The sequence below is a fragment of the Trichococcus ilyis genome (assembly GCF_900109135.1).
In the GTDB taxonomy this organism is placed as follows: domain Bacteria; phylum Bacillota; class Bacilli; order Lactobacillales; family Aerococcaceae; genus Trichococcus; species Trichococcus ilyis.
Map to the genome: position 1 here is coordinate 13,759 of NZ_FNYT01000033.1, position 19,681 is coordinate 33,439.

A 19,681-nucleotide genomic window follows, 5' to 3' on the forward strand; every position below is an offset into this window, starting at 1 on the left:
GCTTTAATTATCAAGTGCATTTAATTACAAGTGTGTTATCTATCAAAATACTAGAAACGAGGAAAATTGCATGAAGAAAAATTTTATACATCCAGTGCTGTGGACTGTTTTTGTCATAATAGCTGCAATAGTTATTCCTCTCTTTATTGACATCAATCCATTATTTGAAACCTCAACCGATAAATCCTCCGAAACGGCTCTACTGCGGGAGCAACTGGTTGAAATGTCGGAACTGACAACATTGAAGTATGAGTACAGTAATGTAATCGTCAGCCGAACAGACAAAAATTTTTCTTTTTTCGATTTACCTGATTTCAAATATGCAGAAGCCATCCGCCTCATTGAATATTCTGGGTATCTGAAAGCTGGGACCGATCTGTCCAAAATGGAATTAAGCATTGATGAAGCATCCAAGAATGCATTGGTCACGATCCCAGAAGCCCAAATACTCGATAATGTCGTGGAGACTGAGCAAATGACTGTAGAAGATATTAAAGGAACTATTTTTTCTGACTATCCTACTCAAACCATCATTGACGAAATCAACACCCATAAAAAACAACTTGAGGAAGAAAAAATCAGCCAAGGCTTCTTGGAGGAAGCAAACGAGCAAGCAAAATCATTTTTCACTTCAGTTTTGGAGTCCCATGGTTATGAAGCTGACATAAAATTTAAATGATTCAAGATTCGATGATGTAAAAAAATCGCATGAAATGCAACAATCAAACGTTGCTTTCATGCGTTTTCTTTTTACTCCAAAATGTCACTGCTGTTTCTTCTCAACTTCATGATAAATCCTGTTTTTCCCACATAAATTCAAAAATCAGTTGGCAAAAGCGCTCAAGCCTTCATAGCTGTCGTTGTGGATCACATCGGATTTCAAATAGTTGATGATCGATTCCGGGATTTCCACGCCTTCGGATTTGTTCCGCTCATAACGCTCGTTCGATCCTTGGCCCGGATAACGGACACTCGAGAAGCCTGCCGCCGGTTTGACGGCATTCAGTTCCTCCATCGTTTGGCTGATGTGCTGTCTGAAAGTATCGGCATCCCCGAAGCGGGCTGGATCGAGGATAATATAAAGTTGTCCCAAGTTCCGGCCGGCGTTCAGGTCATGGTACATGGAGCTGACGTGCTTCCTGAACGGCAGATTCATCAGGACGCCCGAAAAGACGTCGACCATCATCATTAAGCCATAACCTTTGGGTCCGGCGATGGGCATCAACCCTCTCACTGCATCCGGATCGGTTGTCGGCTCGCCGTTTTCATCGACAGCCCAGTCGGCCGGAATCTCGCGCCCTTTTGAGCGTGCATCCAAAATCTTGCCCCAAGCCTGCACGGTGGTTGCCATATCAAAAATCAGCGGCGTCTCCGTCGCACTCGGCGCGCCGAACCCGAGCGGATTGGTCCCGTAATACACCTCCGCACCCCCGAAAGGCACAGCCATCGGATCCGACTGCGTCATCGCCATGCCAGCTAAACCTGCTTCGGCAATTTTGCGCAAATAGTAGGACAAGGTGCCCGTGTGCCCGCATTTGGACACGCCGACAACCGCCACACCGGATTCTTTCGCCATCTGGATGGCCGGTTCCAAGGCTAAGTTCGCCACATACTGCCCTTGCGCGTTGTCCCCATGGAAAACGCCGGAACTCTCGCCGGTTTTTTCGAATCTGATTTCAGGCTCCAACGTGATGCCGCCTTTATGGATGCGCTCCGAATAATACTCCACCCGCACGGCGCCGTGGGAATGCACACCGCATAAGTCCGCATACACCAAATGGTTCGCGGTTTCGGCAGCTTGGACTTCCGGCAAGCCAGCTGCTTGAAGTTTATTTTTTATCAATGCATGCAACTCATCGGGAGTCACTTTGATTAATTTTTCTTCCGACATGAATGATTCCTCCTTCTTTTTCACTAATGATATCTAGACTGAATGCATATAGGGAGTCGCCAAACAGACTGCCCTCGCCTTGTCATAAAGCGCTACCATTTTATAAGATTACATTATCATAAGAAAATCCGGATGGATTTAGCTGAAGTGCACAAACTGGCCACGGTCGATTGAACGTTTTAAACGAATGAAAAAATGCGCGATCTGCATACACCGCTCAACCGGAGCATATACAAATCACGCATTATTATTTCTTACAATCTCCAACAACCCCACACACTGGTTTCCCATGCGCTCCATATCCAGAAACTGGAATACAAAAACCACTTCCAGTTTTCGGATTACCTCAACGGCTCACCTATTCTCCAATCTTTGGCAGCAAGTCTCCTGTGTCACTCAGATTATATTCCGTCAGGGCGAAACTGGTGCTTAAAGTGTAGGTCTCCCCAGTAGGAGGCACGACAGTGGATTCGTAGTGGACAGCCGTCAGGAAATCTGCCTCGTTGATTTCACAGGTGATCGTGATGTCTTCGTAGTCGGTCTCCTCTATTTCCTGGAGCTTGGTTTCTAGCTCTTCGATGACCAGCGTTTCTTCGTTATTCTGCTCCATTTCGTCGATGTTCTGCTGGAGTTCGTTCACGTTTCTGGCTTTTATCCTTTTGGCATATGCATCGCTCATGGTGAGTGTATATTCCGTGCTGCCGCCTTTATCCTCAACCTTGCTCTCCGCAATCTCCGCTTCCACTATGTCATTCTCAAAGAGAGTGCGCAAAAGGTCTTGCAAACTCAATTCAGTTGAAGAAATCTCAACCCATTGCGTTTCCGTTTGCCCGGGCACTCTGATTTTCTGATACTGTTTTCCGCCGATTTGAGCCGTTTCCGTGGTTGTCTCTTCAGCGAAGACAGTCTCCTGATACCACTCATAATCAGACTCCGCGGCTTTCACGAAAGCCCCTTCCGAGCTTTGGTCAAGTGGCTCAGCAGCCCCCTTCATGGAGAACGTCGTCTCAAACCGGGCATTGTCCAGTTCCGCATTCTTCTGAGCAGCATTCCCGATTGAATCCACGATAATCGAGGTCGAAGTGGAGCCTCCGCACCCGCTCAATACAAGCATTGAAAATAAAGTTAGTGTTGTTACTATTGTCTTTTTCATTTTTTGCGCCAAGGAGTCCTCCACCTATAAACAAAAATCAGATAGAGATAAATTGCCGTCCACTTGAAAAACGGACTCCCGCTCCTTGCCTGCCTCCTTTTCCTTGTATTTTGCCTTTACCGAAATAGCAGCAGTGCAATTGATTAAGTGAAATTAGCTGAAACAAATGGGTGACCGTCACTGCAAAAATCCGATGCTGCTCATTATTTGTTCACTTATTTAGTATAACCCTGTTACAGCAATAATAGAAAATATGTTAACAATACGGAACAATAATTAGGATGGTGCTGCAATCGATCCGCGCTTGTCTCAAGAAAATGGCCGTATACTGTACGATTTTTTCGCGAGTATACGACTATTCATCGTAAGTAGCATTAATTCTGTGCTGTTTTTTTATCCTTGAGGCCATTTTTCTGCTATTATATTCCTATGACAACTTAATGGAGGAAAATCAATCATGTTGGAATTCAAACAGAATATTCGGGGTAATGTGGCCCTAGGCGTAAACCCGATTGGATGCAAGCAGGAAGTACTGAATCAGATCGCATATGTGAAAAATAAAGGCACGTATCAAGGACCGAAAAAGGTATTGATCATCGGGGCGTCATCAAGCTACGGTTTGGCCAGCCGGATCAGCCTGGCTTTCGGTGCCGGAGCGGATACGATCGGCGTCTCATTCGAAAAGGGGCCGAAAAACGAACGGAATCTCGGCACAGCCGGTTGGTACAACAACATCGCTTTCCGTGAGGCAGCTGAAAAAGAAGGCCTGATAGCCAAAAACTTTGTGCAGGATGCCTTCAGCCATGAAAGCAAGCAAGATGTCATCGCGTACATCAAGAGCGAATTCGGGGGCAAAATCGACCTAGTCGTTTATAGTCTGGCAAGCGGCAGACGGACGGATCCTGATACCGGAGAGGTATACTCTTCCGCAATCAAAGCCCTTGGGGAGCCTGTAGTCGGCCCGAACATCAATATGCAAAATGAGGCTTTCTACACCGAAACGCTGGAACCCGCAAACGAACAAGAAATCGCCGGTACGGTCAAAGTCATGGGTGGAGAAGACTGGCAATTATGGATGGAAGCATTGAAGGAAGCCGATGTGCTGGCTGACGGCGTGCTGACGACCAACTATTCTTATTTGGGAACAGAATTGAACCGTCCGTATTACGGTGGCGGTACCCTTGGACTTGCCAAAGCGGACTGCGATGAAAAGGCTGAGACCATCAACGAATTGTTGGCTGACATCAACGGCAAAGCCCAAATCGTTGTGGCTACTGCCGTTACCACCAAAGCCAGCTCGGTGATCCCGTTCTTCCCTGTCTATTGCATCGCGCTTTACAAAGTGATGACGGAAAAAGGCACCCACGAAACACCGATCATGCACATCGACCGCATTTACCGCGATATGGTTTATGGCGAAAAAGCCGAGTATGATGAAGTTGGCCGCCTGAGACCGGATAACTGGGAATTGGACAGCGACACGCAAGCCAAAACGAAGGCACTTATCCAACAGTTGAACGAAGAAAACTTCAAATCCGACCTGACGGCTTATGACATCCTTTACAAGGAATTCTCAAACCTAAGCGGCTTTATGGTCGATGGTTATGTCGAGCAAGACGTGACTATTGAAGAATTGAAAGCATTGGAATTTTAAGCTGTTTAGACCGCATCAACCCAATCTTTATCCGAAACATTGAATGAAAAGTCTTGGCTCTTTGAGTCAGGACTTTTCTGCTTCTACGGATAGCGACATACGTACTCTTCTTACTTTAATCCATCATCTAACGTCTATATATTGGGCAAGAATCAAAATAGTGTTATAATAATACACATCCATCAAGCAAAATTGAATAAGATTCATTGTCCAGAAACAGCTATTGCTTTTATAAAAGAAAGAAGGAAAACAAGTATGTTCAGAATAAAAAACTTCGAAGATAACAACGACGTGAAGATTGTGGAAGAGCTGGGTGCTTTTAAGGTTGTCGAATATCAAAAAGATTTGAGTGTCGATCATCTGACGGCCCAAGCCGCGTACTACGCTTCTGAAATGAATGTCAGAAGGAGACAGCTGGTATGCGATGTCAGTCTTTCCGACATTACTATTCAGTCTGGAGCAATGCAGTGGATGGTGGGTGATGTCAGTGCCACAACCGGAATTAAAGGAGTAGGCGATTTAATTGGAAAAGCTTTTCGAGGAAAGGTCACAAATGAATCTGCAATCAAGCCTGAGTATACCGGAACCGGAAAACTGGTATTAGAACCAACCTACAAGCATATTTTGCTTATTGATGTCGATGACTGGAATGGCTCAATCGTGATTGAAGATGGGTTGTTTTTGGCCTGTGATTCAGAATTGAACCACAAAGCCGTTATGAAATCTAACCTTTCTTCTATCGCGATGGGCGGAGAAGGTCTTTTCAACCTGGGGCTTTCCGGCGGGGGAATTGTTGCGCTGGAATCCTATGTGCCGAGGGAAGAACTGATAGAAATAGAGTTGGAGAATGATGAATTGAAGATTGACGGGAACATGGCGATCGCTTGGTCCGGCAGCCTGGAATTTTCAGTAACACGATCAGGCAAGACACTTGTGGGTTCAGCCGCATCCGGCGAAGGTTTAGTCAACGTCTATCGCGGAACAGGAAAAGTTTTGATGGCGCCCGTTCTTCGCTAAGTCTTACTGCAATATGGTTGTCAACACCGATTCGCTCAAGAATCCAGCAATACTTGAGTCCATTCAAGGAGGTGCCTCATAATTCAATGGGACCTTTCCGGTTTATTGGTATGGATGATTGGTCCTGGGATTAAATTCGAAGCAAAATAACCCGCCAAAATGGTTTTGGCGGGTTATTTCTTGTTGTCTCTGGGCGTTTTTCCCCGCCAAATCGCTGTTGGCGGGGAATCTCATGTTATCCGTGGACATTTTTCCCCGCCAAATGAGTTTTGGCGGGTTATTTCTTGACCTAAGAAGAGAGGCTTTCTCAAATCCAGAATATACTACTCTGCTTAAGAAAGCCCCTTTTTCTTATCTGCCGGGATTGATCCCCAGCGAAATGCGTCCGTAGCGGGTGATGCGATCCAACACCCAAGCGGGACTCCATACAATCTTAATTTTTAACTCATTGACGAAATCCAGTGGCTCAAGCTGTTCATGGACTCCCTTCAAAATGTGCTCCGAACAAGAGCAGCCGGCGCCTGTGAAGGTTAATCGGACATTGCAAAGCCCGGCATCATCCAGGTCGATGCCGTAAATCAAGCCAAGATTGACGATATCGAGGCCGATTTCCGTATCCATGACGTTCATCAATTTTTCTTCCAGTTCTTCCTTGTGCTGGCCCGCTTGACCAGTGTATGCGATGCCTTGTTCCAATATGCAGCAGCCTCCTCTATTTTTCCTCGAACGGGTTGCGGTTGAAGAAGTCGGTGACGGCGCCTTTCGATGCGGAGGACACGATATGGGCGTATTTGCCCAGGACACCACGTGTTTTCAAAGGCGGCAGCACCAGTTTTTCGCGTCGCTTGGCCAACTCTTCATCGGAGACGTTCATCGTCAACTCACGCGTATCCTGGTCGATGATGATCGTGTCATTCGTTTCCAGCAAAGCGATCGGACCGCCGTCTTGTGCCTCCGGTGCGATATGCCCGACCACAAACCCATGGGATCCGCCTGAGAAACGGCCGTCCGTGATCAGACACACTTTGATGCCTTTACCCGAGATGATGCTCGATAAGGAGAGCATTTCCGGCATGCCCGGCCCACCTTTCGGCCCGACAAAGCGCACGACCACAACGTCCCCGTCAACAATCTCTCCGTTCAGCGTCGCTTCGATCGCCGCTTCTTCGGTATTGAAAACCTTCGCCGGCCCTTCATGGTGACGCTGCTTCAGTCCGGAAACTTTGACGACAGCGCCATCTGGGGCAAGATTGCCTTTCAGGACGATCAGCGGGCCATCTTTGCGCTTGGGATTCTCAAGCGTCATGATCACGTCCTGGCCTTCCGTCAAAGGTGCCACATGCTCCAGATTTTCCGCCAATGTCTTTCCGGTCACGGTCAAACAGTCGCCATGCAGCAAGCCGTTATCCAGCAAGTATTTCTGGACGGCGGGCACCCCGCCGACATTGTAGAGATCCTGGAAGACATATTTCCCGGAAGGCTTCAGATCGGCCAGATGCGGCACCCGTTTTTGGATCTCATTGAAGTCCTCAATCGCAAAGTCCACCTCGGCGGCATGGGCGATCGCCAATATGTGCAGGATGGCGTTCGTCGATCCGCCCAATGCCATCGTGATCACAACGGCATTCTCCAGCGATTTGCGCGTGATGATGTCGCGCGGACGGATATTTTTTTCGATCAGCCCGATGATGGCTTCGCCGGCTTCGAACACATCCTTCAATTTATCGCCGGTTGTCGCAGGGTTCGACGAGGATCCCGGCAAGCTCAGCCCCATCGTTTCGATCGCCGATGCCATCGTGTTGGCCGTATACATCCCGCCGCAAGCACCTGGTCCGGGACAGGCGTTGCATTCGACCGCCCGCACTTCTTCTTCCGTCATTTCGCCGTTGTTCCACTTTCCGATGGCCTCAAAAACGGACACAAGGTCGATGTCGTTGCCATTCTCGTCCTGGCCCGGCGCAATCGTGCCCCCGTAAACAAATATGGAAGGAATGTTCGCATTTGCCATCGCAATGACCGAGCCCGGCATGTTCTTGTCGCAACCGCCGATGCTGATGAATGCGTCCAGATTCTGGCCGCCGACCGCAACTTCGATCGAATCCGCAATCAAGTCGCGCGAAGGCAACGAATAGCTCATTCCTGGTGTACCCATGGCGATGCCGTCCGAAACGGTCACTGTCGCAAACTGGATCGGCCAACCGCGTTGCTTCTTGATGCCGTCTTTTGCGATCGCACTCAAGTCCCTCAAGTGGATGTTGCAGGGCGTATTCTCAGCCCAAGTACTGATTACTCCGACCATGGGCTTTTTGAAATCTTCATCATGCATGCCTGTCGCGCGCAGCATCGCACGATTCGGCGACTTCACGATCCCATCGTAAACGAAGCTGTTGATGCGTAGATCTTTTTTGTTTTTCGCGTTATCCATTCCCAAATCCCTCCCGTAGTGTCATGCACAAACGATACTTGCCATTAATCGAATTTTAACATTTCCGCTTACAAAAAACTATCGGGAGACACCCTCGGCGATTATGGAATGAACGCGAGGGTTCGTGCGCGATAAAAGGAGAGCGGGACAGAACGCGTTAAGCTCCGGACCACTGGAGCGAACAAGCGCAGAATGGCTGCAGGCCATTCGAGCATTGTTTGTGAAGTGGAGCCAGGGGCTGCGTCCTGTCCCGCTTTTACGCACACTACGTTCGGATGCACAAAAAGGCTGGGAGTTTAGTCCCAGCCTCCTTTCTTAATTTAAATGTTTTTGTGCCGATTGTAGGCAGCCGGCACGTGCGGGTATCGCTTGTAAACCTCTTCAAGATAGTCTTCTTGAATCGCCATTTCCTTAAGTAAAGTTGGAAAATCAATTGCATCGACCATCTTATTCAGCAGTATCAGCCCCTCTTCAGCCATGCGGTCCCGCGTTCCGATATCAGGTATGGCAGAAGTTGCCATATGGTCCGAATGTTCCTTAAAATAATAGCCTGTTGCTCCGGATTGGAAGGCTTGGGCACTCAGGTTGCCAAAAACCGATGGAGTCTGGGTAACGGGTTCTGCATAATCAGAGGTCAGCAATATATCATCCAAACGATTGCGTAACTTGTAAGCCCCAAGAATCATCTGATCCAAATGAAGCATCACCTCTTTCGGATCTGAAAAGACGCCGGATTTCTGGGCTGTTATTACGCCGTCGATATACAGGATGGCTACCCCTGTTTCATCAAAGAAATCACGCACAACCGGGTTGATTGAGATATGAGCTGGGCCGTGCAGACTGATGTAGATTTGCTTTTTGAAGCCTGAGCGCAGTAAGGCATGGGCCAGGCCTTGCAACATATCAGCACTTTCCCTGACGGTCAATTGGATGGTCCCCTTACCCGAGGCGGTTGCCCCAGAATAAATATAAGGCACATGCGGAAGAACGAGCGCGTTTGTCCTTTCCGCCATCAATAAGGCAATCCCCTCAGCCAAGATTGTTTCGCAATCCAAGGGTAGCCCACCGTGCAGTTCGGTTGGGCCAAAAGGCACGATGATGACATCGTTCTCCTTTAAATAAGCCTCCACTTCATCATTAATCAAAACATTTAATAAGTGACTTCTTAATTTCATAAGTATACCTCGCTATTTATCTTGTAGTTCATCCTGTTTCTTGGCGAATTCATCAAGTCTTGCTAGACGAGCTGAAGTCATCTCCTCACGTGTTTCATCAGTAATGTTCCAAATGAATTTGAATGAAGCCCATGATAGTAAGGCACAAACTGCTGGGCCAATAAGATTCAATAAAACTAACCCTTCAACAGTTTGAGCTGATTGTGCTTGGCCTGCTTGAGCGGCCTGCTGGCTATAACCAATCCAACCAATCATCAAGACAACAAGTGATTGCGCCAACATTTGTCCGACCCGTCTTGTCAGTGAGAAGTTACCATAGATTGAACCTTCTGAACGTTTTCCAGTAATGTATTCGTTGTAGTCAATAGATTCAGAAACAAGACCCCATTGAAGTTGAACAGACATCATCATGAAGGCAATCCCTAAGCTGGCACCAATCATGTAGAGGAATGGCGGCAAGTCGCCAATTAATTTCCAAACGTACAAACCAACAAAGATAACGATACTCAGCAATAAATAAGTACGGATTACCTTAACAGTGGATCCGAATAAGGTCACCAAATACGGCGCCAGAAGCAATAGCACTACCGGCAAGCCCATACCGATCGCAGAAGCGTATGCCATCAAGCCCAGATTACCAAATACATCACCGTAAATATAAGGAAGCGTTGCATTGAACAAATTTTGACCGAAAACGATTACAATCGAGTGTAAGCAAAGTGACAAGAACGCTTTATTTTTAGCTAATGTAACAAAAATATCGGTTACTTTTGTCGGTTCTGCCTGTTCCTCTGCGGCAAGTTTTGCTGCAACATTACGTTCCTCAGTTCCCCAATAGTGGAAGAATATCAGCAAACCACCCAACACAGCTGCGAAGATACCTGAAACCATATAACCTGTTGTATTTTCACCTAAACGCGCAAGAATCACCGGTATAGCCATTGAACCGATTAAACCACCAAGTGTTGATCCCATACCACGAGCCGAAGATAAGGTGGTTCTCTCTTTATCGTTTAAGGCCATAACCCCAAGAACTGATCCCATGGCAATGTTCATCATGGTGTAACCTAATTCGTAAATAATTTTTAATAGAAAAATAGCTGCTAAACGAATGGTACCTTCAAACATTGATGGTACAGAGAAGAATGCAATAAGACCGATAACAATCAGAGGAATGGAACGCAACATCCAAGGGCGGAACTTATCTTTTTTGCCATGGGACTTAGAGAAAGACTTGTCCATAAAAGTACCCATCATAGGGTCATTGACCATATCCCAAATATTCCAAACGAGCAACAGTACAGATAGAGTTGCAAATGATACTCCCAATATGTTTGTAATATATCGGTTCATAAATGTTCCGATCAAGACAAGGGTAACAACCCCACCGGCATCTCCGGCACCATAACCCAATTTATGCTTCAGGGTTAGGCTACTTTTCATATCGTCTACTAAACTTTGCTGCTTAACAACTTTTTCTTCTGACATAAAATTTTCCTCTTTTCTCTATAATAATAGGTGAACTATTCCAGAACCGACACAGACAGGACCATAGTAAGCGCTTCGCATCAAATTCGTATACAATTCATCACTAACCAAAAAATAACAGAGTAACCGTTTCCAAACAAGGTCAGAAAAACATAAGCTGTCGTTTAAGCAACACCTTATGTTAAAATGTCTATAAAAGGAGGCGCTTATGGAAAAGACCGATCGCCGTACAATAAAGACATGCCGGGCGCTCACTGACGCCATGTGGGACTTACTGAATGAAAAAAAATTCGATAATATCTCTGTTCGGGATATTACCGAAGCAGCCGATATCAATCGCTCTACCTTTTATCTCCACTACGAGGACAAATACGACCTCATGGACCAAATGATCAAGGATTTACTCGCTAAGTTTAATGATCCTAAACCTGCGGGCACAACCCCATTCCAGGAAATGACAATCAATCATTATCAAAATTCCGTCACAAATATTGACCAAAACTATCGGCGATTCAAAATTTTATTTTGTCACCCCGATATCTTTGATTTTCAAGCCTGGCTGGCCGATGCCTATTTTAGTAAGTCACGCCTGCCGCATGACTTCCCGGATGACAAGCGAATTGATTATGAATTTGAAGTCAATTATTTCACGGCTGCGATTGCAGGTACAATGAGATGGTGGGTGCTTAATGACCGACCCATTCCAGCAGACAGGATGGCTGAGAAACTATACGGCATCCACCAACAACTTTTTTTCAGTTAAAGCATCATATTAACTGCATCTTTCGTAACAAAAGCAAGAAGGCGACCGAAATCACAACGGTCGCCTTCTTGCTTTTGGATGGAGCTAACTTTAATGTGTTCCTTGTGGCAGGCATTTTCTTATCAAAGCAGACGGCGATGAAAAGTGATTATGCGCATCGACCTGTACTTCCGTACTTCCGCGGGCAAAAGTTGAATCCTCAATTAATAATTTCACCTGTGTTATTGGCCAACTTTTCATGCCATACACGAAGTTCCTCAGGCGTCCGTCGCAACCACTCTGTTGCTTCGCCAACAATTTTTAAAGGTGCTTGTGAGCGATAGGAACGTGTCAGATTTCCCGGAAATTTCTTATCGGTAACATTTGGGTCGTTCTCAAACTCCCCTGTTGGTTCCACAATATAGATACGTTCCCTTCCATAACCCTTTGCCAATGAGGCAGCAAGTCCCGCACCGTTAACCAAGGCGGTGAAATAAATGTGGTTCATTTTAAGCTCAGGTCTATAATTCGACTCCTCCTTTGCTGTGAGCAGATCACCCACCTGCAAATCGGCTTTTGTCCCATGATAAAAGGGGCCTTGGTCAGAAGGCGTATCTTGATACGAATTTGATAGTTCATAATTCTTTTTTGCCTTTTCAGAATCGGATAACACCTCATAGCATTTAGCGATATTCAAATATAGCGATGGGAAAGCGCTCTTAACAGCAACATCATTCATTTTTAACGCAAACCGCAAAGCTGTTTCGAACCATTTTAATCTTTCTGATATATTTCTTTGATGTCGGGCCACATAATAAGCTGCAATAAATTTTTCAAAATCGGCTGTCGCTTCATTCCAGGCTTCATCAAATAATAACCTTGCCTCTTCAGGGTTGCCGCTATCTTCCATTCCCATCCCACGAAGGAGTAACTGAATGATCTTGTTATTCGGATCGAATTGATTATCCATCTTATTTCCCCCCTTTATTGTTGGCCCATCAGCAGCTCAAGGTCTTTCCAAATATTCTTTATCCACCTTTACATAAACTCTCGCATCGACAGTTTTCTATTTTCATAATCAATATACAGACGATCACTGACTTTATGAAATTCACAAGACTTACGGTCCTCAGAAATTTTCTTCAACTCAAAATTCCCGATAAATCTGTAACTGAATTTTCCGAAATTATCTTTCATTCTGGCAAATACTGCCCTCAATTCGCCCATTTCATTTGTTACTATCTTTCCGTCTTCGCGGATGTTCTCCTCTTTGATAACGCTCCAGTCTTCATTCAAGTAGTTCAGCCATTGACTATGTTCTTTTTTTGATTCTGTCGAAATAGTTGGGAACCAAACATGTGCTAGCTTACCATCAATAGCGATTTTGATGCTCGCTTGTTGAAATCCTTTATAATTTTTGAAAAACAGTTGATTTGCCACATCAGTAATTACACGAAAACGGTAAAAATCATCAATCGATATGTATCCCTTTTCCATTACTTGGTTTTTGACCGATAAATCTGTATCCCAGTGGGTGATCTTTTTTTCTGCCACTTTTTCTTTTACCTCCGCTGAAATTGTTGCTATTCTTTTCGATAATACTTTTAACGGTAGGGTTGCATCCACACGTTTTAATTCAAAAAGGCTCTCTTCACGAATGGATGATAGTTTCTCTTCGATGGTCAATTCACGTTTCAGATCTGATTCAACATTATTTTTGTGAAAAGCTTCATCTACTTCTACACCAACGTTTATCTGGGGGAAATATAAGTCGATCAGGTAGTATTCGTTGTCATGGCCTTTTACATATTGCTGTGTTACAGGCCGTAAATCCAAACAATCTATCTTTTGCCAAATAGCATTAAGGATGTAATTCTCATAATCTTTCCGTTTTGTCCGAGAAAAAGTTTTAATTAAATATTCGACTTTGTCCATATGATCCCCCTTTACACTATATTTTCTTCGAGTTCCCCTTCATGCTAGCCTTTCAGCAAACACCATTGAGTTGATTTCATCACATAGAAGTATCTGAGGCGTTCTTTGCAACGCGTTCTGCCTCATTATCTTTTTTGGCAGTCCTGGCGATTAAATCCAACAAAAAAATAATTCCTTCAGCTATTGGATCTCTATACTTCCAAAGTACGCTCAACACTTTTTTTACGGCCCCTACTTGTATTGAACTCATATTCTTTTCTCCTTTAAACTTTTCTTGATGGCATGTTTTAAAACCATCCTCAACAGCTTGCTCTTTGTGTTTTTTAACAAGTCATTTATCAAAAGGTCTCTGAGTTCAACAGTCGTCAGTTCTGGATTGTCTGCCAATTCCATTCTGGCTCTCATGTACAGTTTTTTGGGTTTCAAATTCAATTGAGATAGGATCATATCTTTAGAATCTTCCAGTTCTTCTGGCAGTACTTCGCTGACAACCGTTTCATAATTTGATTGTGCGACTTCCAAGCTATTCTTTGTTGCAGTACTTAATTCGTAGGACTTTTCACTCACTCAGACCACATCCTCTTCTACTCTTTTATTCACATCTTAATATTACTACAACTATTAACAAAAACTAAAGAATATTTGCGGATTGATATCCGCCAGCCAAAAGGTTCTTTCCTGTGGCGGGTATCAGCGGATATTTAATAATAATTCTAAAATGTTATAGATGTGCTGTTGCCATCAAGTTTTTATATTAGTTCCGTACGTTAGCTGAAAAGCAAAAGCGGAAAGCCCATCACTATAGGCTTTCCGCTTTTTCGATTCTACTCTCTTTTTCAAGCCTTTTCTGTAGCTTCCTCAGCAACGCCGTCATATAGACATTCTCCTAAACAAAATGACCTCATTTATGATAAGCATGTGCGTATCATAAATAAATGATATTTTTGATAGATGACTATTTAATATTTCCTTCACACATAAAAAATTATTTACCCTATAATCTCTTGCAACACCTTGCTATTTTCGTAATTTGAAATCATTTCCAAATCAGCTTTGAAATGAATTCCATCTTCATCATGTAGTAATTTAGTTAGAAAAGGATCATATATTTCAGAAATATACTTACCAACATATCCCATTGCCCAAAATCTATTATGATAAACCGATACTCTCACGCTTGCTTTAATTATTCGCAATTGTAATTCAATGTCTAAAGTGCTACTTAATCCTCTCAATAACGATATTGTCGACGAAACTATAGTGTCAACATAGCTAAATGGATATCCTCTAGTTTCAATATCATCACAAATATTGCCTATAAATTCGGTATAAAAACCATTGTGATTATCCCATATATTTTTGTGCGTACCTGCATCGAGCTTGATCATCAAATCAACTTTATCTTCATAAGCAGGATTTAGTATGAAACCTAACTCAGTCTCAAAATTAATACCACTCGAACAATTTTCTGAAATTAATTGTATAACCTTATCCAATTTATAATCTTTAACGTTAAAGCTTATAGTCGGCTCCCTAAGCAAATAGAAATCACTTGTAAATTCACCTATTGTTTGATACCGCTTTTCAGGATTGTAATCAGTTGCTTTTTTTATAATTCGTCTAATTTGAGGACTTGTTTCGCCTAGCTTCATCATTTCATAATTGCTAAAATCCTTAGTGAACAGCACATACATAATGCGTCCTAAACTATATATCTCTGATTTCTCATCAGCATTTTTTAAATCTCTCAATTGTTCTGGGGCAGAAAAATAGTACGTTCCTAAGCCACCGCTCAGTACGGTTAAATTAATCGTTCCTTCTCTAAATAATCTAGAAGATATTCCAAAATCAGTAATTTTAACATTACTTTCAGAATCTACTAAAATATTTTGTGGTTTTAAATCTCTATGAAGGTAACCCTCTGAAATATAGAATGTCACTCCATCCAGTATTTGCGAGAATATATTGACACAATCATCGAAAGAAATTTCTTTATTTTTTATATAATCTTCCAAATTATAAGGATACTTAACCATAATAATGAAATACTCTTCAAAATCACAATACACCGGTTTTAGTATATTTTTATGATTCATATTCTGAAGATATCTCATTTCTCTATCAAATCTGTGATATTGCTTTAAATCTTCTTCATTACTAATCTTCTTTAATACCAAATTATCTTGCACTAGACTTCCATGATCATCCACAATACTACAATTGTAAATTTTTCCAATGCCACCAAGATAAATAGGTTTTTCTTCAGTAACTACAAAATACGGCGTATCTTTGATTTGATATTTCATGTGTTCTCTCCTTATATTCATTTGCAATAATTAAATCTCCTTGAAATGACAGTATTCTCTCTATTAAAGGACTAGGATCCTGTATATAAATTCTGTCAATAAGGAGTCCCTGGAACTAAACAAACATCTGTTGCATAAGCCCTTTTTTCTGCTCTTTCAGCAACTCTACTGTTTGCTCCAAATTTTCAAGCCGTTTCTCTATTGCAGAAAGAAAATCTGCTATTTCTTGTTGTTCTAGATAGGATGGTATCTCTACTTCGCAAGACTCAAAAGAAGTCATCCGTAAAGACCTAACGGTTGTACCAACGCAAGTTTTTAAAAAATGATTATTTTTTGTATTTAAATAGTGATAGACGTATCTTGCACTACAATCCTCTTCAAAATCCGATAAACTATACGCACGTTGATGAAGAGCATATTTACCTTTAAAATATCTTGGATAGAAAGAGCTCCCTTCACCTGGATATATTAATGCCTCTTCATCATATGAATATTCATTTAGCTTTTTTATAGTCTCAGATCTATCAAAAAATGTATATTTCCCATCTGACACTGAATCCTGAACATTCATATTACCAGTTTTAATAGTACATATTTTATCCAAAGTAGTAGTTTTCCACTCTGGATAATTATTGCCATCTTGATCTTTGAAGCGTAGTTCTTGGTTGAAGATTTTTTGCATCATAGCTTTCTTGAGTTGTTTGTAATTATGCAATTGTCGCTGATGAAGAGCGATAGTATCGTCGAGCTGTTGAAAAAAAGTTCCAATTTTTGTTTGTTCTCTGAAAGTAGGGTATTTAAAATCCATTTTAGCTATTTGTTGGAAATTAAGACCTTCTCTTCCTCCACCAGCTTGATTTAGTTCAATCTGTTTTTGTCCTTTAGGAGAAGTTAAGTTTAACTGGATGTAATAAGAATTGATTTCATTTGTTGGGCGAATAATACAAACATGTTGATTAACATTTGATGGTGACGATAGCTCGTATACTGCAGCTCTTCCAATAGAAGCCCCTGTAATATTTAGCAGAACATCACCTTTCTCAACACGACTATTGGCCATTTCATTATCCATTGACTCGGTAATATAAGCGATCTCTTCAAAGTTTACTCTATCATTATATATGTTCTGAGATCGTAAAAATGGTACACCACTTTCTGTGTAAACTGAGTCCCCACCTTTCGGCGTTTTCCCGCTTCCTATTTTAGTAGTTATATCCCCTAACTTACGCTGTTCCCAAGCGTCAGTAAAACCATTAAAGCGAATGTCAGGAATTTGTTGCTTTTTACTACACATTTCCATCACCAACATTTCTCAATTTTGCTAACGCATTCTGCAATTCTTGTTCGGCTTCTTCGGTTGTTCCATGCAATTCTCCAAACAGCGCAAACAATTCCTTCTCTGCTTGTATGATTTCTTTTTGGGTCTGTTGGATCGCTGTTGCGACTTCCTCCAGGGAAATTTTTTCTTCTTCCTCGAATGTATCCACATAACGAGGGATATTCAGGTTGTAGTCGTTTTCCTTGATTTCATCCAAAGTCGCCACATAGCTGTATTTATCGATTGCTTCCCTCTTTTTGTAGGTAGCTACGATTTTTTCTACGTTTGCGTCGGTCAGGTTGTTTTGGTTCTTGGCTTTTTCAAATTCGTTGGAAGCATCAATGAAAAGAACGGTATTGTCGTCCTGGCGGCACTTCTTGAATACCAAAATACAGGTTGGGATGCTGGTTCCGTAAAATACATTAGCTGGCAAGCCGATGACTGCATCCAGATAGTTCTTTTCTTCAATGAGATACTGTCGGATGACTCCTTCTGCCGCGCCACGGAACAGGACACCGTGCGGCAAGACGACCGCCATTGTGCCGTTGTCATCCAGGTGATAGATCATATGTTGGACAAAGGCGAAGTCAGCTTTCGATTTCGGAGCTAGTTTACCATAGCTGCTGAAACGTTCATCATCCAAAAACTTCGCGTCAGCACTCCAATTGGCACTGTATGGTGGATTGGCAACGACTGCCTTGAAACGCATGTCGCCAAAATGAGGATGTTCTAAAGTATCGCCTATTTCGATATCAAAGTCTTGGAAGGATACTTCGTGCAGCAACATGTTCATGCGGGCCAAGTTATAAGTGGTACTGTTCAACTCTTGACCATAGTAATGGCGTACATTTGCCTCATTCCCGATCCGAAGCAGCAATGAACCAGATCCGCAAGTTGGGTCATAGACATTTTTAAGGTCGGTTTTGTCGGCAGTCACGATTTTTGCCAGAATTTTGGACACTTGTTGAGGTGTGTAGAATTCTCCCGCCTTTTTACCCGCATTCGCTGCAAATTGTCCGATGAGGTATTCATAAGCGTCACCCAATACATCAATTTCCGCATCCTCATGCATGAAATCAAGGTCGTTCAAATTAATGAGTACTTTTGCTATCAGGCTGGACCGAGCTTTCACAGAATTTCCCAATCGTGATGAAGTCAGATCCATGTCATCAAACAGGTGATTGAAATCCTCTTGACTGGCATGGCCCAAAGTGGATTCTTCTATCTTGCTGATGGCTTTTTCCAGCACTTCCACATCGAATTTTCCTTGTTCACCCTTTTCGATTTCTGCGACCATCGCTGAGTATAAGTCCTGCGGCTCGATAACATACCCGATTTGGGCTATCAACTCTTCCTTAAGACCTTCTTGATACTCAGGGTCCTTCCATGCTTCTTCGTAGCTGATGTTGTCTTCTTCCAATAGCTTGATTACCCGTTGTTCGGTCTTTTCGGATAGATAGCGGTAGAAAATCAAGCCCAGAATGTAGTTGCGGAATTCGCTGGCATCCATCGTACCACGCAGATCGTTGGCGATTGCCCATAGTTTCTTATGTAGTTCTGCTTGTTGCACTTTTTGCTTTGCTGTTGTACTCATTTTAGTTTCTCCCCTGTAGGTATGTATTTAGTAACGCATGCACTGCCAATTTTTCTAACCTGATTTTTTCTAACTGCAATAGTTCTCTTTTTTGCTGGAGACGGTAAATCGCGCCAACGCGCTGTTGTTCCTCTATAGTGGGACAGCATAATTCAAACCTGCGCAACTGTTGGAGGCTTAATCGTGATACAAGACTTGCCCCTTGTTCATTCATGGCAATTTGTTTTCTGACTTCATCCGATTCATTGTAGACATAGCAGAAGTAATTCGGATCTATTTTGCTGCTGTCATAGTCTACCCGAATGTAATTGGAAGTCAGCAGGTGTCCTTCATGCGCCTGACTGACAATCACGGCTTTGTTCGTTGTCAGGCTGATAAGCAACGTCCCTTGTTCGACAAGCATCACGGCTTCATCTGTACGGATGACTTTATCCTGCTTTCCGTCATCCGAGTCAGGCTGAAAAGAATCGGCTAAAAAATGCTTTCCGGAATACACTGCGTAACCAGGTGCATTCGGATTATCCACTTCCCTGATTCGCGTCAGCAATTGTCCGGGTTGCAGCTTCGCAATCTCATCAATTCGGCATTTCACATCTCCACCGCCTTTGTAATTTCTTTAAATTTCAAAACCATGTATCTATCATAGCCTTAAAAAATTTCAAAGTCAATCGAGTAGGAGGAGCCTTTAGGCTCCGACCTCTCACACCACCGTGCGTACGGTTCCGTACACGGCGGTTCAGTATCTTGAGTAAGCAGACTCTGCCAGGTGACTTAATGAAATTAAGCCCCAATGGTGGAGCCTTTTCGTCGTAAGTGCCCGATGAACTTCAGGCGTTTTGGAGAGCCTCCAGTGTTTCTTTCTGGAGAATCCGACGCGCTTTGCGCTATCTTTGTCGAGACCAAGCTTGGATAGTCTGTCAATTTTCGTACGGGAGCTTTTCCATCGTTTAAGAATGAGTTGTCTGATTCTGCGATGCAGCCAT

Annotated in this window: 18 protein-coding genes; 4 read left to right on the forward strand and 14 right to left on the reverse strand. The window is 43.3% G+C overall.

What is annotated here, in order from left to right:
• The first annotated feature begins 70 nt into the window (after window positions 1-70).
• Window positions 71-679: a DUF4230 domain-containing protein gene (locus tag BMX58_RS12590; RefSeq protein ID WP_068624769.1), complete on the forward strand. Its 609-nt coding sequence runs from the start codon at window positions 71-73 to the stop codon at window positions 677-679.
• A 144-nt stretch (window positions 680-823) separates the two neighbouring features.
• Here BMX58_RS12590 and allD read toward each other — a convergent pair whose 3' ends face one another.
• Together allD and BMX58_RS12600 are read right to left on the reverse strand one after the other, a co-directional pair.
• Window positions 824-1,891, reverse strand: coding sequence for an ureidoglycolate dehydrogenase (allD, locus tag BMX58_RS12595; RefSeq protein WP_068624771.1), 1,068 nt, complete (start codon window positions 1,889-1,891; stop codon window positions 824-826).
• Between the two features lie 358 nt (window positions 1,892-2,249).
• On the reverse strand, window positions 2,250-3,056 hold the full coding sequence (locus tag BMX58_RS12600; protein ID WP_165605759.1) for a hypothetical protein: 807 nt from the start codon (window positions 3,054-3,056) through the stop codon (window positions 2,250-2,252).
• A gap of 445 nt (window positions 3,057-3,501) precedes the next feature.
• On the opposite strand from BMX58_RS12600, the gene fabV reads away from it, so the two are divergent.
• Together fabV and BMX58_RS12610 are read left to right on the forward strand one after the other, a co-directional pair.
• Complete coding sequence (gene fabV / locus BMX58_RS12605) at window positions 3,502-4,698, forward strand: enoyl-ACP reductase FabV (protein WP_204243813.1); 1,197 nt, start codon at window positions 3,502-3,504, stop codon at window positions 4,696-4,698.
• Between the two features lie 255 nt (window positions 4,699-4,953).
• Window positions 4,954-5,715: an AIM24 family protein gene (locus BMX58_RS12610; protein WP_068624774.1), complete on the forward strand. Its 762-nt coding sequence runs from the start codon at window positions 4,954-4,956 to the stop codon at window positions 5,713-5,715.
• A gap of 351 nt (window positions 5,716-6,066) precedes the next feature.
• Here the strand turns inward: BMX58_RS12610 and BMX58_RS12615 are convergent, their stop codons facing one another.
• The 4 genes from BMX58_RS12615 to BMX58_RS12630 all read right to left on the reverse strand — a co-directional run bounded on the left by BMX58_RS12615 (window position 6,067) and on the right by BMX58_RS12630 (window position 10,803).
• Window positions 6,067-6,411 (reverse strand): metal-sulfur cluster assembly factor, encoded by a 345-nt coding sequence (locus BMX58_RS12615; protein ID WP_068624776.1) that lies wholly within the window; start codon window positions 6,409-6,411, stop codon window positions 6,067-6,069.
• Between the two features lie 16 nt (window positions 6,412-6,427).
• On the reverse strand, window positions 6,428-8,140 hold the full coding sequence (gene ilvD, locus BMX58_RS12620) for a dihydroxy-acid dehydratase (RefSeq protein WP_068624778.1): 1,713 nt from the start codon (window positions 8,138-8,140) through the stop codon (window positions 6,428-6,430).
• A 320-nt stretch (window positions 8,141-8,460) separates the two neighbouring features.
• Entirely contained in the window at window positions 8,461-9,315 is an 855-nt protein-coding gene (locus tag BMX58_RS12625; RefSeq protein WP_068624780.1) for a creatininase family protein, read from the reverse strand.
• Between the two features lie 12 nt (window positions 9,316-9,327).
• Entirely contained in the window at window positions 9,328-10,803 is a 1,476-nt protein-coding gene (locus tag BMX58_RS12630; protein WP_068624782.1) for an MFS transporter, read from the reverse strand.
• Between the two features lie 208 nt (window positions 10,804-11,011).
• On the opposite strand from BMX58_RS12630, the gene BMX58_RS12635 reads away from it, so the two are divergent.
• Window positions 11,012-11,566 (forward strand): TetR/AcrR family transcriptional regulator, encoded by a 555-nt coding sequence (locus tag BMX58_RS12635; RefSeq protein WP_068624784.1) that lies wholly within the window; start codon window positions 11,012-11,014, stop codon window positions 11,564-11,566.
• A gap of 199 nt (window positions 11,567-11,765) precedes the next feature.
• Here the strand turns inward: BMX58_RS12635 and arr are convergent, their stop codons facing one another.
• From arr to BMX58_RS12670, 8 genes are all read right to left on the reverse strand, one after another.
• Window positions 11,766-12,242 (reverse strand): NAD(+)--rifampin ADP-ribosyltransferase, encoded by a 477-nt coding sequence (gene arr, locus BMX58_RS15090; protein ID WP_420855205.1) that lies wholly within the window; start codon window positions 12,240-12,242, stop codon window positions 11,766-11,768.
• Window positions 12,243-12,583: 341 nt separating this feature from the next.
• Entirely contained in the window at window positions 12,584-13,480 is an 897-nt protein-coding gene (locus tag BMX58_RS12645) for an AbaSI family restriction endonuclease (protein ID WP_068624786.1), read from the reverse strand.
• Between the two features lie 79 nt (window positions 13,481-13,559).
• Window positions 13,560-13,730, reverse strand: coding sequence for a hypothetical protein (locus tag BMX58_RS14755; RefSeq protein WP_157077273.1), 171 nt, complete (start codon window positions 13,728-13,730; stop codon window positions 13,560-13,562).
• Complete coding sequence (locus BMX58_RS12650; RefSeq protein WP_068624788.1) at window positions 13,727-14,047, reverse strand: hypothetical protein; 321 nt, start codon at window positions 14,045-14,047, stop codon at window positions 13,727-13,729. Before BMX58_RS12650 ends, BMX58_RS14755 begins: the two co-directional genes overlap by 4 nt.
• A gap of 422 nt (window positions 14,048-14,469) precedes the next feature.
• Window positions 14,470-15,786, reverse strand: a complete 1,317-nt coding sequence (locus BMX58_RS12655) for a serine/threonine-protein kinase (RefSeq protein WP_068624789.1) — start codon at window positions 15,784-15,786, stop codon at window positions 14,470-14,472.
• Between the two features lie 115 nt (window positions 15,787-15,901).
• Window positions 15,902-17,095 carry a restriction endonuclease subunit S gene (locus BMX58_RS12660; protein ID WP_084254032.1) on the reverse strand — a complete coding sequence of 398 codons (1,194 nt, stop codon included), beginning with the start codon at window positions 17,093-17,095 and terminating at the stop codon, window positions 15,902-15,904.
• Window positions 17,073-18,698 (reverse strand): type I restriction-modification system subunit M, encoded by a 1,626-nt coding sequence (locus BMX58_RS12665; RefSeq protein WP_084254033.1) that lies wholly within the window; start codon window positions 18,696-18,698, stop codon window positions 17,073-17,075. The genes BMX58_RS12660 and BMX58_RS12665 overlap by 23 nt, the downstream gene beginning before the upstream one ends.
• Before the next feature lies 1 nt (window position 18,699).
• Window positions 18,700-19,290: a restriction endonuclease subunit S domain-containing protein gene (locus tag BMX58_RS12670; protein ID WP_068624791.1), complete on the reverse strand. Its 591-nt coding sequence runs from the start codon at window positions 19,288-19,290 to the stop codon at window positions 18,700-18,702.
• Between the last annotated feature and the right edge of the window lie 391 nt (window positions 19,291-19,681).